Here is a 12464-nt window from a genome sequence, read left to right as displayed (position 1 = left end):
GTGATACATGCTCTACCCCACGGCTGACGACTGGCGCGCCGCGCCGCGCCGCAAAGTTCTGATCTTCGGCATGTCGGGCTTGGGCAAAACCCATCTGTCCAGCCTGCTGCGCGCCAGCGGGGATTGGTTTCACTACTCCATCGATTACCGTATCGGCACCCGCTATCTGGGCGAACTGATCGCCGACAACGCCAAAGCCGAGGCGATGAAGGTGCCGTTTCTACGTGATCTGCTGCTCAGCGACAGCATCTACATCGGGTCCAATATCACCTTCGACAATCTATCGCCCGTGGCCACGTGGCTCGGCAAGCCGGGCGATCCGTCGCGCGGCGGCCTGCCCATGGCGGAATACGCCAAACGCCAAGAGGCCTTCCGCCGGGCCGAGATCAGCGCGCTGGAAGACACTGATTATTTCGCCACTCGCGCCGAAGTGCTCTATGGCTATCCGCATTTCATCTGCGACACCGGTGGGTCGATCTGCGAATGGGTCGACCCCGAAGACCCCAACGACCCGCTTCTGCGCCAATTGGCCGACGAATGCCTGCTGGTCTGGATCAAAGGCGACGAGGCCCATACCGAAGAACTCATCCGCCGCTTCGACAAAGCCCCCAAGCCGATGGCCTACCAGCCTGAATTCCTCGCGCGTGCGTGGGCCGACTATCTTGCGGAAAAGAATATCCGCGAAGACGCCGTGAACCCCGATGATTTCATCCGCTGGACCTATGCCGCCGCGCTGTCGCACCGCCAGCCGCGCTATGCTGCGATGTCGAAATGGGGCGTCACGATCACCCCTGCCGACATCGACACACTAAAAGCTCCCGAAGACTTTACCGATCTTATCGCCCGCCACCTACCCTCGGGCGGTTGAACCCACCACGCCCAAGATTACCTGACTGCTCTGGCTACCCCTGAAAGACCTGTCTCATGCCCATCAAGATCCCCTCCCGCCTGCCCGCCTTCGACGTTCTGCGCAACGAAGGGGTCATGGTGCTGGACGAGGAACTGGCGTCCCGACAGGACATTCGCCCGCTTCGCATCGCCCTGCTGAACCTGATGCCCAAGAAAATCCAAACGGAGAACCAGTTCGCCCGTCTGATCGGCGCAACGCCTCTTCAGATTGAACTCAGCCTCATCCGCATGTCCGACCACCAAGCCCGCAATACGGCAGCAGAGCATATGGAAAGCTTCTACCGCCCCTTCGAGGAAATGAAGGCCGAGAAATTCGACGGGCTGATCATCACCGGCGCACCGATTGAGCATCTTGAGTTTAACGAGGTGACCTATTGGGACGAACTAGGCGAAGTGATGGAATGGACCCAGACCAACATCCACTCCACCTTTGGCGTCTGCTGGGGGGGCATGGCGATGATCAACCATTTCCATGGGGTTAAGAAACACATCCTGCCCGAGAAAGCCTTCGGCTGTTTCCGCCACCGCAACCTCGCGCCCGCCTCGCCGTATCTGCGCGGGTTCTCGGATGATTGCACCGTGCCCGTCTCTCGCTGGACCGAGATGCGCCAAGACGAAGTGAACACGCACGCGGGCCTCACCACGCTTTTGGGTAGCGATGAAGTCGGCCCCTGCCTGATCGAAGACCCCGCGCACCGCGCGCTCTATGTCTTTAACCATTTCGAATACGACCGCGACACGCTGAAACAAGAGTATGACCGCGACGTTGAGAATGGCGTGCCGATCAACGTGCCCTGCAACTACTACCCCGAGGATGACCCATCGCGCACCCCGGTGAACCGCTGGCGCAGCCACGCGCATTTGCTTTACGGCAATTGGATCAACGAGATATACCAAACCACCCCCTTCGATATGAATGAGATTGGCCATTAAACTGCTGCTCGCCCTTCTGCTCGGACTGGCGCTGCTGGTGGCGCTTGTCCAATGGCGCGCCGCACGACATGAGGCGCGGGCCGAGGCCAGCCACCCGCCCGAGGGCGAGATCATCACGGTGGATGGCCTGCCGGTCCATGCCAAGGTTATCGGCAGCGGGCCTGATCTGGTGCTGATCCATGGGGCCAGCGGCAACCTGCGTGATTTCACCATGGGGTTCGCGGAACGGCTGAGCGATCGCTACCGCGTCATTATGTTCGACCGCCCCGGCATGGGCTATACCGCCCGCCTCCCCGGCGCGCGTGGCGCGTGGAACCCGCTGGGGGAATCGCCCCAAGAACAAGCCGCGCTGCTGCAAAAGGCTGCCGACCAGCTTGGCGTCGAAAACCCCATCGTGTTGGGCCACTCCTTTGGCGGGGCTGTGGCGCTGGCCTGGGGGTTGCAGCGGCCCAAAGACACCGCCGCGCTGGTGCTTGTCTCTGCGGTGTCAGAGCCATGGCCCGGTGGGCTGGGCTGGATTTACAACCTCAGCGCCTCGCGGCTTGGCGGTGCGCTTTTTATCCCCGCCGTCACCGCTTTCGTCCCCGAAGGCGTGGTGCAAAGCAGTGTTGAGGCGATCTTTGCCCCGCAGCCCGCGCCCGAGGGCTATGCCGAACATATCGGCACCGGGTTGACCCTACGCCGCAGCGCCAGCCGCGCCAACGCCCAGCAGGTGCACCAGCTTCGCCCCCATGTGGTTGAAATGGCCGCACAATATGACCGTCTGACCATGCCGGTTGAGATCATTCATGGCGATGCCGATACCATTGTGCCAATGCATATCCACGCCGAGGAATTGATCAAAGACATCCCGAACGGCGCGCTCACCCGACTGCCCGGCATGGGCCATATGCCCCATCATGCCGACCCGCAGGCCGTGGTCGACACAATCGACCGCGCCGCCACCCGTGCGGGTTTGCGTTAAGCGCCTTAACATCCCATATTGAAACAAGAACAACCCGCAAGGAGCGCCCATGGACCTGCCCTTTGACGGCGCAATCAGCGCCTTTTACGAGAATGACGCCCCCGAGGACATTCGCCAAGCGATCCGCCGCTCCGACAAGGACGATATCCTTTCGCCCAGCTATCCGCATGACGAGCGTCTGTCGCGCAAAACCTATGAGCGCGACTATGAGCGGTTGCAGATCGAAATGGTCAAATTGCAATCTTGGGTGCGCGAAACGGGCCAGCGCGTCGTCATGGTGTTTGAGGGCCGCGACGCCGCCGGAAAAGGCGGCACGATCCGCCGTATGCGCGAGAACCTAAGCCCCCGTTCCGCCCGTATCGTCGCCCTGTCGAAACCCACTGAGACGGAACAGGGCGAATGGTATTTTCAACGCTACATCAAACACTTGCCCACGGCGGGCGAGATGGTGTTTTATGACCGCTCTTGGTACAATCGCGGCGTGGTGGAAAAGGTTTTCGACTTTTGCACCCCCGAACAGCGCGCGCATTTCTTTGAACAAGTCACCCCGTTTGAGCAGATGCTCGTCGAAGACGGCATTCACCTGATCAAGTTCTGGCTCAATGTTGGCCGGGCCGAGCAGTTGCGCCGCATGCTGTCGCGCGAATCCGACCCGTTGAAGCAATGGAAGCTCAGCCCCATCGACGTCAAAGGTCTCGCCAAATGGGAGGAATATTCGAGCGCCATCGCCGAGACCCTGCTGCGCAGCCATACGGATGAGACCCCTTGGACGGTGATCCGATCCGACGATAAGCGCCGCGCCCGACTGGCCGCGATGCGCCACCTGCTGAACCGCTTCGACTACCCCCAGAAAGACGCCAAAGCGATTGGCAAGATCGACGACGAGATTTGCGGCGGGCCGGACATCTGGGATGCCTAAGCGCGGCTATCATCACGGCAACCTGCGCCAAGCCTTGATCGACGCAGCACTTGAGTTGATCGAGCAGCGCGGCCCCACGGGCTTTACCCTCTCCGAGGCCGCTAAACGCGCGGGCGTCACCCCGGCTGCGGTCTATCGCCACTTCGAAGGCCGCGAAGACCTGATCGCCGAGGCCGCGCATCAAGGCTATGATATCTTTGCCGAATTGATGGAATTTGCTTACGAATCCGGCCAGCCCTCAGCCCTCAAAGCCTTCGAGGCCACGGGCCGCGCCTATCTGGCATTCGCGCGCAAATACCCCGGCCATTACATCGCCATGTTCGAATCCGGCATCTCGGTGAACCGCACCCCGGAACTGGCCCATGCCGCCAACCGCGCCAATGGCGTGCTGGAACGCGCAGCATCCGACCTCAGCCAGCATATCCCGGCAGACAAACGCCCGCCCGCTTCGATGTTCTCGGCCCATATCTGGGCGATGAGCCACGGCGTGGTCGAACTTTTCGCCCGCAACTCCCCCGGTCGGGCGTCGCCCTTCCCAGCAGATGACCTGCTGGAAACCGGGATCGGGATTTACCTGCGCGGGCTGGGATTGGTCAGCCCCGACGAGTAAGGTTTAGCGGCCCTTAGGCCGCCACCCTCATGTTTTGCAAGACATCCGCCGCAATCTCAAACGAGCGCAACCGCGCCGCGTGATCGTGGATTTGCCCGGTCAGGATCAACTCATCCGGGCGGTGCTGCGCGATCATCGCCTCTAGCTGACGTTTCACGGTTTCAGGACTGCCCACGGCGGACACCCGCAGCGCATGATCCACCCCCTGCCGCATCCCTGCGCCAATCTCGGCATCAATGTCGCGCACCGGCGCTGGCAGCTTGCCGGGGCGGCCTGTGCGCAGACGGGCGAATGCCTGCTGCATGGTGGTGCGCAGATAGGCCCCCTCTTCATCCGTGTCGGCAGCGAATACGTTGACCGCCAGCATGAAGCGCGGCGCGGGGCAGGCTTCGGACGGTTTGAAATCACGACGGTAGATGGCCGTGGCCTCCTCCAACGCATCGGGCGCAAAGTGAGAGGCAAAGGCATAAGGCAGCCCAAAATGCGCCGCCAGTTGCGCACCATAGAGCGAGGAGCCGAGGATCCAGATCGGCACATGCGTCCCCTCACCCGGATGCGCACGGACGGGCGAGCGCGGGTCGGCGTCACCCAGATAACCCATCAACTCGGCCACATCATCGGGGAAGTGATCGCCGCCACCCATGCCGCGGCGCATGGCACGCATCACCGCCTGATCGCCACCCGGCGCACGGCCCAGCCCCAGATCGATCCGGTCGCCATGGATCGCCGCCAAGGTCCCAAACTGCTCGGCAATCGCCAAAGGCGCGTGATTGGGCAGCATCACCCCGCCCGCCCCAACGCGAATATGCTGCGTGTGGTCCGCCACATGCCCCAGCAAAACCGATGTCGCCGCCGAGGCGATGCCCGGCATGTTATGATGCTCAGCCATCCAGAAGCGGTGATAGCCCTTGGCTTCGGCCAATTGGGCCAACGCGACGGAATTGGCGATGGCGGTGGCGGTGTCTGACCCTTCGGGCACCGGGGCAAGGTCTAGAACTGAATACTGCATGACTGTCTCCTGTGTTGCGCTTGATATAGGCAGGCGCCGCCCCGCCCGGAACCACGGGGGCCGAGAAAAACCAACGACTTGGGCGAATTTAGCGACATTCCCAATGTTATGTTCTAACGCATGCCAGCTATGCGCAGACGGTCCTTGCGGCTCCCCCATGTCGGGCATATCCGAAAGACCTTCACAACCAGACTTCGCCAGTCGCAGACAAGCCATGGTCCAACACTAGGCAAATGCCATGAATATCAAACACCTTATCGGGTTCGGCCTTACCGCCGGGCTGCTCTCTTCCGCCGCCTATGCGCAGGACAACATCACCACCGGTTTCGACCCGGTGATCGAAGACCGCGCCATGACCTCCATGATTGGCTGGACCGCAGGCGTCTCTGCCGCCACACGTTTCAACACGTCGGATGATTTCGATCACCTCGAAAACGAAGTCGAAGGCTTTGTCGAGCTGACCTACGGCGGCTTCCACACCGGCCTCAGCGCAACATCGCTCTACCAAGACCCGACAGATGACGTCGAGTTCGAAGCAAACCTCGGCTATGGCGCGGACTTCGGTCAGGGTCTCAGCTGGGATCTGACCTATGGCTATATCTGGCTGAACGATTCCGAAGACCACAGCGAAGAGTTTACCGCGACACTGGGCTTCCCCATCGGTCGTGACGCCTCCGGCGCATTCGCCGTGATCATCGACCCCGACAATGGCGAAAGCGATCAGGAAGTCGCGTTCGAAGCGCCCCTGTCCGAGCGTTGGACCGCCGTTGGCCTCATCGGCAACAGCGACCGTGACGACAACATCTATGCCGAAGCCGGCGCCGTTTACGACTTTGGCGATGGCATCAGCTTTGAAGCGCTCTACGAAGACACCAACGATGGCGACGGCGTGTTGGACTTCACCGTGAGCTACGAAATCGGCGGCTAAGCCGTCTCGGGATCACGGTTCCTGGATCAGAGGCCGTTGCGGGAAACCGCAGCGGCCTTTTTCATGACCAACAGCCACACATGCCATCCCACAAACGAAAAAGGGCCACCCCGGAGGGCAGCCCTTTCGCAAACTTGATCGGTAAGCTTAACGCTTGGAGAACTGGAAGCTCCGGCGCGCTTTGGCCTTACCGTATTTCTTCCGCTCGACGACGCGGCTGTCACGGGTCAGGAAGCCTGCCGCTTTCAGCGCACCGCGCAGGGAGGGATCATAAAGCTGCAGCGCCTTGGAGATGCCGTGCTTGACCGCGCCCGCTTGACCGGACAGACCGCCGCCTTTGACAGTTGCGAATACGTCGAACTGGCCTTCGGTGTTGGTGATGCCGAAAGGCTGCGCGAGGATCAGCTGCTGCACGGGGCGCGCAAAGTATTCGTTCTGCGGCTTGCCGTTGACGATGACCTTGCCGGAGCCGGGCTTGATCCAAACGCGGGCGACCGCGTCTTTACGTTTGCCGGTGGCATAGGCGCGGCCCAGTTCGTCACGAACCGGCTCGCGCGGGGTCATTTCGGTTTCGGTGCCCTGCACGCCGCCGATGTTCTCGGTCACGGCTGCTTCGAGACCGTCGAGGGATTTGATTTCGTCAGCCATGCTCATGCACTCCGCGTGTTTTTCTTGTTCAAGGATTTAACATCCAGAACTTCGGGGCTCTGCGCCTCATGGGGGTGATCGCTACCTGCATAGACGCGCAGGTTGGTCATGATCTGGCGGCTCAGGCGGTTGCCGGGCAGCATACGCTTGACGGCTTGTGTCACCACACGCTCAGGATGCGCGCCCTCAAGGATCTGTGCCTTGGTGCGCGACTTGATGCCACCGGGGTGGCCGGTGTGCCAGTAGAAGTGCTCTTCGCGCTTCTTGCCGGTCATCTGCACCTTGTCGGCGTTGATGACGATCACGTTGTCGCCGCAATCCATATGCGGTGTGAAGGACGGCTTGTGCTTGCCGCGCAGGCGCGTGGCGATGATCGAAGCGAGACGGCCCAGCACGACGCCTTCGGCGTCGATGATGATCCATTTCTTGTCGATATCTGCCGGTGTCGCAGAAAAGGTTTTCATGGATGAATTCCCGTTTAAGGTTGGTCGGAACGAGGAATCCCCGCCCGGTGTCTGATGGAGGGGTTATAACCACCTGCATCGCCGGGTCAAGCGCAGCAATCGCGGATTACGTAAGCAAAATCAGTTACTTATGATTTAGGTATAATAATACCCCAAATTTCTACACGCTGATCTGCTCTGGCGGATTGTCCAAGAGACAGCGCAGGCGCTGCATCGCCGCCTCAAAAGAGCGCAGAGAGACATGGGCGTTCACCGCGATGCGCACCGCATGGGGCGCGCGGCCATCGCGCAGGGCGAATTCATCGGCGGAACGGATCTGCACGCCCTGCGCCTCTGCCGCGCGGCAAAACCCCGCTGCGCGCCAACCCGGCGGCAAGTGCAGCCATAAGAAAGGCACGTCACGCGACCATTGCAATTCATGCCCGCCCAGATGGTTGACCGCGACCTCTACATATTCCGCCAGCCTCTCGCGGATATCTGTGCAAATGCCCTTCAGCCGCGGATCGGTGAGCAGAATCCGCGTCGCCTCGGCCAAGGGGCGGGCAAGGCCGAAGTACCCGTATTCCGCCACCCGCCGCAGGTCTGCCGAGCGCCCCGCCGGCGCCAGCGCAAAGCCGACACGCAGCGCGGGCGTCAACTCTTTCGAGATCGAAGAGACATGCCAGACATGTTCCGGCCAGAGCGAGCGATAGCTCGGCGCGCGGGCAGAGCCCATACGGTAGCAATCATCCTCCAGAATCTCTAACCCGTGCCGCTTGGCGACCTCCAGCAGCGCGCGCCGCCGTTCGAGGCTTGTGTGGCTGCCGGTTGGATTGTGCACTTCAGGTGTGGTGCAAAACACCTGCGCCCCACTGTCGCGCGCGGCCTTGTCCAACGCCTCGGGCAACACGCCGTCTTTGTCCATCGCCACGCCAACCACTTCGGCGCGCAGCACCTCCGCAGCCCGGCGGAACCCGGCGTAGGAGAGGTCTTCGACCAGCATCACCGGCTTTGGCCCCGACAGGATGGCCTGAAGTACCAATACAATCGCACTTTGCCCGCCGTGTGACAGCACAACGTCGCGCTCGCTCAGCGGCCCGAGGGCCAGATGCGACAGCCAGTCGACCACCGCTTGGCGCACCGGGGCATAGGCATCGCGGGTGGGATAATTCATCAGGTCTTCGCCCGGCACATCCGCCACCTGCCGCAGGGCGCTGCGGATCAGGGCCACCTGCCCCATGTCTGGTAAGCGCGGGCTAAAAAGGCTGACCGCATCGGTATCGGAGATCTCTAACTCTTTGATCCAGCTATCTTGTTCGCGATTCCAGACATCTTCGCGAATGGCGGCTTGCGGCGGGGCGACAAAGGTGCCCCGGCCGACCTCGGCCTCCAGCAAACCTTCGTCCGTAAGAATGGTATAGGCCCGCGCCACGGTGCCGGGGGTGATCCCCAACTGCCACGCCAGCTCGCGCACAGGCGGCAGCTTGTCCCCCACGGCCAGTGCACCGGATGTGACCCCCTCGCGGATCGTGAGGGCGACGAGTTTGTACTTCGGTCCCTGCCCGTCGGCGAGGGTTGGCTGCCAAATTGTACCCATTACAATATTCCTGTGGTCAAATTGTATCGCGCTTTGTACCCTTGTACCTGTAGGCTTTCTACACTTTGTGTCAATACAATTTCGCCAATACAAATTCAAGGAGTTCTCCCATGACACAGGCTCGCCCTATCAGCGCCGATGCAATGACATTGATGACATACCGCGCCCTGCCGGTCCCTGCGATGATCGCGCTGCGCTTTGCGGCGGTCGTGACCACATGGGCGGCCCGCCGACGCACCCGGATCGCGCTTGCTGCGCTTGAGCCGTGGGAGCTTGATGATGCGGGACTTACACCGGAACAAGCCTCAGCCGAGGCTTCCCGCGTGTTCTGGCAGGCGTAACTTCCCTGTGGCGTCCGCCAGACCTCTTCCTTGGGCCGGGTTTTCCCGGCCCTTTTTTCGTAGTCTCGCGCAGACGCCCAGCCCGGAATCAAGCCGCAGGCGCCGGGCCATCGCCTGCCCGTCCCGGTGGGCGGGCGATTTGGTGAAGCTGGGCGCATCTTCGAAGAAGCACATCACGACTGCCCCATAAAGTGGCACGGATCGCCGTCACAGTCGCCAGCCCACGGTCAGGCGCTGGCCCTTCCTCACCCCATCGACGCAGGCGGAATTGCATAGGTCAGGCTCGCCCGCGCCACCGGCTTATCCGACCCTTCGGAATAGATCAGTACATCCGTTACCGACAACTGCCGCCCCAGTTTGAGCAGCTTGGCATGGGCGACCAGCGGCACATCCGCCAGCGGCTTGCGCATGAAATCGATCGAGCAATTCGTCGTCACCGCCAGCGCCTTTGGCCCGATCATCGCAAGCGTCGCGAGATAGGCCGCCACATCCGCCAGCGCGAACATCGACGGGCCCGACACCGTCCCTCCGGGCCGCAGATGGCGGCGGCTGGTCAACAGACGCATGGTGATCTCATTCTCGGCCACGTGATCCACGGCGAAATCATCCGCCACCTGATCAAACACCTCCCGCATGAAGGCCTCCAACGCCTCTGCATCCATTACCACGGCCATACTTGTCCTCCCTGCTTTCCTCGGCGTAACGTTGGCGTGACCAGCTTGGGAGGGCAAGGTGACAATTCTTGACGTTACGGCACAGGGGCCGGTGACCCACCTGCGCATGAACGCGCCCGAGCGGCTGAACGCACTGTCGGACGAAATGCTGGCCGTCCTGCACAGCAAACTCGACGCCTTGGCCGAAGACCGCCAAACACGGGTGATTATCCTGTCGGGCGCAGGAAAAGCCTTCTGCGCGGGTCACGACCTGCGCCAGATGACCGCCCTGCGCCAAGCCGAAGACGGCGGAGCCGCCGCCTTCAAAGACCTCTTCGACCGCTGCGCCGCCCTCATGGCCCGCATCCAAAGCCTGCCGCAGCCCGTCATCGCCCAAGTCCACGGCATCGCCACCGCCGCTGGGTGCCAGCTTGTCGCCACCTGCGACATGGCCATCGCCGCCGAGGACACCCGCTTTGGCGTCAACGGCGTGAACATCGGCCTTTTCTGTTCAACCCCCATGGTCGCCCTGACCCGCAGCATCCCGCGCAAACAGGCGTTTGAGATGCTGACCACCGGGGAATTCATCTCAGCCCCCCGCGCTGCAGAACTGGGCCTGATCAACCGCGCCGTGCCGGACGACCAACTGGCTACTGAAACCAACGCCCTAGCCGAAAAGATCGCCGCCAAACTCGGCACCGCCGTTGCCCACGGCAAAGGCGCATTCTACCAACAGATGCACCTGCCCACCGACCAAGCCTACGACTTTACCGGCGACATCATGGTGCGCAATATGCTTGAGGCAGACACCCGCGAAGGCATCGACGCCTTCTTGGAAAAACGCGCGCCCGACTAGCAGCAGTGATTGTTTCCAAATTTGCGCAACAGTGTTGCCACGCAGGGGCTGGCAAATCTGGCAAAATCGGGGCACTGTTATATTAGGGTACAGAAACCCTAATGATTTTGGGTCGCCGACGGCGGAAGGTCCCTCCGGGTCAGCCTCTCACTGACCGACCATTCCCGCAGCGGCGACCCCAAAACCATGCCCGGCCAAGCGCGCGTACCGCGATATTTCAGCGCGCATCAGCCCGCCCCCGCTCTTGCCTGTTGCGCGCGAACCCGCCCTGCCCTACATCGCCCCCATGACAGATACATTGCACATCATCGGCGGCGGCATGGCCGGATCAGAGGCTGCTTGGCAAGCGGCGAACGCGGGCGTGGAAGTCGTGATCCACGAGATGCGCCCCAAGGTCGAAACCTTCGCCCACCAAACCGGGCTTCTGGGCGAGATGGTCTGCTCCAACTCCTTCCGCTCGGATGATGACGAGCAAAACGCCGTGGGCCTGCTGCATTGGGAAATGCGCGCCGCCGACGGCCTCATCATGGCCTGCGCCGACAAAAACCGCCTGCCCGCTGGCGGCGCACTGGCGGTAGACCGCGACCCCTTCGCGCAGACCGTCACCGACACGCTGCTCGCACACCCCAATATCACCGTCGAATACGGCGAGATTTCTGAGCTGCCAAAAGACGGCAAATGGATCATCGCTACTGGCCCGCTGACCTCCGGCGCATTGGCCGAAGCCATCGCCGCCGAAACCGGGGCCGAGGCGCTCGCCTTTTTCGACGCCATCGCGCCCATCGTCTATTTCGACAGTATCGACATGTCGAAAGCCTGGATGCAGTCGCGCTATGACAAGGGCGAAACCGAGGAAGAGCGTACCGCCTACCTCAACTGCCCCATGGACAAGCAGCAATACGACGATTTCATCGACGCGCTGCTAGAGGCCGACAAGACCGAGTTCCGCGAAGGCGAAACGGCGGGCTATTTCGATGGCTGCTTGCCCATTGAAGTGATGGCAGAACGGGGCCGCGAAACCCTCCGCCATGGCCCGATGAAACCGGTTGGCCTGACCAACCCGCACCAGCCCGAGATCAAGGCCCATGCCGTTGTCCAGCTGCGCCGCGACAACAAGCTTGGCACGCTTTACAATATCGTCGGCTTTCAAACCAAAATGAAGTACGGCGCGCAAACATATGTTTTCAAACGAATTCCGGGGCTTGAGAACGCGCGCTTTGCACGTCTCGGCGGCATTCACCGCAACTCGTTCATCAACTCGCCCACGTTGCTTGACGATCAAATGCGCCTGCGCAGCCGCGACAATATCCGCTTTGCCGGGCAGATCACTGGCGTCGAAGGCTATGTCGAAAGCGCCGCGATGGGCTTGCTCGCAGGTCGCATGGCCGCCGCTGAGATCAAGGGCGGCAGCCTGCCAACCCCGCCCGACAGCACCGCCATGGGCGCGCTGATCACCCACATCACCGGCGGGGCGGATGCGAAAACCTTTCAGCCGATGAACGTGAACTTCGGCCTGTTTCCGCCTGTCGAAGGGCTTAAATCGGGCCGTCGCGGCCGCAAGGATCGCTACAAAGCCTATACCGACCGTGCCAAGGCAGATTGGCAGGCATGGCTTGATCAAGGTTAACCCGCCCCGGGTTAACACTGGATCCTC

Annotated in this window: 14 protein-coding genes; 9 read left to right on the top strand and 5 right to left on the bottom strand. The window is 61.7% G+C overall.

Features of this window, described 5'->3' with window-relative positions:
* The first annotated feature begins 7 nt into the window (after positions 1 to 7).
* From R1T45_RS12655 to R1T45_RS12635, 5 genes are read left to right on the top strand one after another with little or no spacing between them, the layout of a single operon-like run.
* Positions 8 to 868, top strand: a complete 861-nt coding sequence (locus tag R1T45_RS12655; RefSeq protein WP_317389232.1) for an ATPase — start codon at positions 8 to 10, stop codon at positions 866 to 868.
* 56 nt (positions 869 to 924) lie between these two features.
* Positions 925 to 1842, top strand: coding sequence for a homoserine O-succinyltransferase (metA, locus tag R1T45_RS12650; RefSeq protein WP_120351192.1), 918 nt, complete (start codon positions 925 to 927; stop codon positions 1840 to 1842).
* A complete protein-coding gene (locus tag R1T45_RS12645) occupies positions 1826 to 2806 on the top strand; it encodes an alpha/beta hydrolase (RefSeq protein WP_317389231.1) in 981 nt (326 codons plus the stop codon). Before metA ends, R1T45_RS12645 begins: the two co-directional genes overlap by 17 nt.
* Positions 2807 to 2855: 49 nt before the next feature.
* A complete protein-coding gene (ppk2, locus tag R1T45_RS12640; protein ID WP_317389230.1) occupies positions 2856 to 3725 on the top strand; it encodes a polyphosphate kinase 2 in 870 nt (289 codons plus the stop codon).
* On the top strand, positions 3718 to 4335 hold the full coding sequence (locus R1T45_RS12635; RefSeq protein ID WP_067629863.1) for a TetR/AcrR family transcriptional regulator: 618 nt from the start codon (positions 3718 to 3720) through the stop codon (positions 4333 to 4335). The genes ppk2 and R1T45_RS12635 overlap by 8 nt, the downstream gene beginning before the upstream one ends.
* A gap of 13 nt (positions 4336 to 4348) precedes the next feature.
* On the opposite strand, the gene R1T45_RS12630 is transcribed toward R1T45_RS12635, so the two are convergent.
* Entirely contained in the window at positions 4349 to 5344 is a 996-nt protein-coding gene (locus tag R1T45_RS12630; protein ID WP_317389229.1) for an LLM class flavin-dependent oxidoreductase, read from the bottom strand.
* 238 nt (positions 5345 to 5582) lie between these two features.
* Between R1T45_RS12630 and R1T45_RS12625 the strand changes: the two genes are divergently transcribed.
* Positions 5583 to 6272: a hypothetical protein gene (locus R1T45_RS12625; RefSeq protein WP_317389228.1), complete on the top strand. Its 690-nt coding sequence runs from the start codon at positions 5583 to 5585 to the stop codon at positions 6270 to 6272.
* A 147-nt stretch (positions 6273 to 6419) separates the two neighbouring features.
* Here the strand turns inward: R1T45_RS12625 and rpsI are convergent, their stop codons facing one another.
* The 3 genes from rpsI to R1T45_RS12610 all read right to left on the bottom strand — a co-directional run bounded on the left by rpsI (position 6420) and on the right by R1T45_RS12610 (position 8960).
* Positions 6420 to 6920, bottom strand: a complete 501-nt coding sequence (gene rpsI / locus R1T45_RS12620; protein ID WP_067629875.1) for a 30S ribosomal protein S9 — start codon at positions 6918 to 6920, stop codon at positions 6420 to 6422.
* 2 nt (positions 6921 to 6922) lie between these two features.
* Positions 6923 to 7384, bottom strand: a complete 462-nt coding sequence (gene rplM / locus R1T45_RS12615) for a 50S ribosomal protein L13 (RefSeq protein WP_067629878.1) — start codon at positions 7382 to 7384, stop codon at positions 6923 to 6925.
* A gap of 160 nt (positions 7385 to 7544) precedes the next feature.
* Complete coding sequence (locus R1T45_RS12610) at positions 7545 to 8960, bottom strand: PLP-dependent aminotransferase family protein (RefSeq protein WP_317389227.1); 1416 nt, start codon at positions 8958 to 8960, stop codon at positions 7545 to 7547.
* 110 nt (positions 8961 to 9070) lie between these two features.
* Between R1T45_RS12610 and R1T45_RS12605 the strand changes: the two genes are divergently transcribed.
* Positions 9071 to 9301: a DUF1127 domain-containing protein gene (locus tag R1T45_RS12605; protein WP_120351198.1), complete on the top strand. Its 231-nt coding sequence runs from the start codon at positions 9071 to 9073 to the stop codon at positions 9299 to 9301.
* 245 nt (positions 9302 to 9546) lie between these two features.
* Here the strand turns inward: R1T45_RS12605 and R1T45_RS12600 are convergent, their stop codons facing one another.
* Positions 9547 to 9975, bottom strand: coding sequence for a PaaI family thioesterase (locus R1T45_RS12600; RefSeq protein WP_067629887.1), 429 nt, complete (start codon positions 9973 to 9975; stop codon positions 9547 to 9549).
* Positions 9976 to 10033: 58 nt separating this feature from the next.
* On the opposite strand from R1T45_RS12600, the gene R1T45_RS12595 reads away from it, so the two are divergent.
* Both R1T45_RS12595 and trmFO read left to right on the top strand, forming a co-directional pair.
* Positions 10034 to 10810 carry an enoyl-CoA hydratase gene (locus R1T45_RS12595; RefSeq protein ID WP_317389226.1) on the top strand — a complete coding sequence of 259 codons (777 nt, stop codon included), beginning with the start codon at positions 10034 to 10036 and terminating at the stop codon, positions 10808 to 10810.
* A gap of 286 nt (positions 10811 to 11096) precedes the next feature.
* Positions 11097 to 12437, top strand: a complete 1341-nt coding sequence (trmFO, locus tag R1T45_RS12590; protein WP_317389225.1) for a methylenetetrahydrofolate--tRNA-(uracil(54)-C(5))-methyltransferase (FADH(2)-oxidizing) TrmFO — start codon at positions 11097 to 11099, stop codon at positions 12435 to 12437.
* Positions 12438 to 12464 lie beyond the last annotated feature (27 nt).

Origin of the sequence: Sulfitobacter sp. LC.270.F.C4, from assembly GCF_032922545.1 — a bacterium.
Classification (GTDB): Bacteria; Pseudomonadota; Alphaproteobacteria; order Rhodobacterales; family Rhodobacteraceae; genus Sulfitobacter; species Sulfitobacter profundi.
Note: the sequence above shows the minus strand (reverse complement) of the source record. Positions and strands in the feature narration are given on the sequence as shown.

What these genes read in the sequence shown, in the direction of transcription:
- R1T45_RS12655 (WP_317389232.1), top strand. Translation starts at nt 8, where the DNA reads ATGCTCTACCCCACGGCTGACGACTGGCGCGCCGCGCCGCGCCGCAAA.
- metA (WP_120351192.1), top strand. Translation starts at nt 925, where the DNA reads ATGCCCATCAAGATCCCCTCCCGCCTGCCCGCCTTCGACGTTCTGCGC.
- R1T45_RS12645 (WP_317389231.1), top strand. Translation starts at nt 1,826, where the DNA reads ATGAGATTGGCCATTAAACTGCTGCTCGCCCTTCTGCTCGGACTGGCG.
- ppk2 (WP_317389230.1), top strand. Translation starts at nt 2,856, where the DNA reads ATGGACCTGCCCTTTGACGGCGCAATCAGCGCCTTTTACGAGAATGAC.
- R1T45_RS12635 (WP_067629863.1), top strand. Translation starts at nt 3,718, where the DNA reads ATGCCTAAGCGCGGCTATCATCACGGCAACCTGCGCCAAGCCTTGATC.
- R1T45_RS12630 (WP_317389229.1), bottom strand. Translation starts at nt 5,344, where the DNA reads ATGCAGTATTCAGTTCTAGACCTTGCCCCGGTGCCCGAAGGGTCAGAC.
- R1T45_RS12625 (WP_317389228.1), top strand. Translation starts at nt 5,583, where the DNA reads ATGAATATCAAACACCTTATCGGGTTCGGCCTTACCGCCGGGCTGCTC.
- rpsI (WP_067629875.1), bottom strand. Translation starts at nt 6,920, where the DNA reads ATGGCTGACGAAATCAAATCCCTCGACGGTCTCGAAGCAGCCGTGACC.
- rplM (WP_067629878.1), bottom strand. Translation starts at nt 7,384, where the DNA reads ATGAAAACCTTTTCTGCGACACCGGCAGATATCGACAAGAAATGGATC.
- R1T45_RS12610 (WP_317389227.1), bottom strand. Translation starts at nt 8,960, where the DNA reads ATGGGTACAATTTGGCAGCCAACCCTCGCCGACGGGCAGGGACCGAAG.
- R1T45_RS12605 (WP_120351198.1), top strand. Translation starts at nt 9,071, where the DNA reads ATGACACAGGCTCGCCCTATCAGCGCCGATGCAATGACATTGATGACA.
- R1T45_RS12600 (WP_067629887.1), bottom strand. Translation starts at nt 9,975, where the DNA reads ATGGCCGTGGTAATGGATGCAGAGGCGTTGGAGGCCTTCATGCGGGAG.
- trmFO (WP_317389225.1), top strand. Translation starts at nt 11,097, where the DNA reads ATGACAGATACATTGCACATCATCGGCGGCGGCATGGCCGGATCAGAG.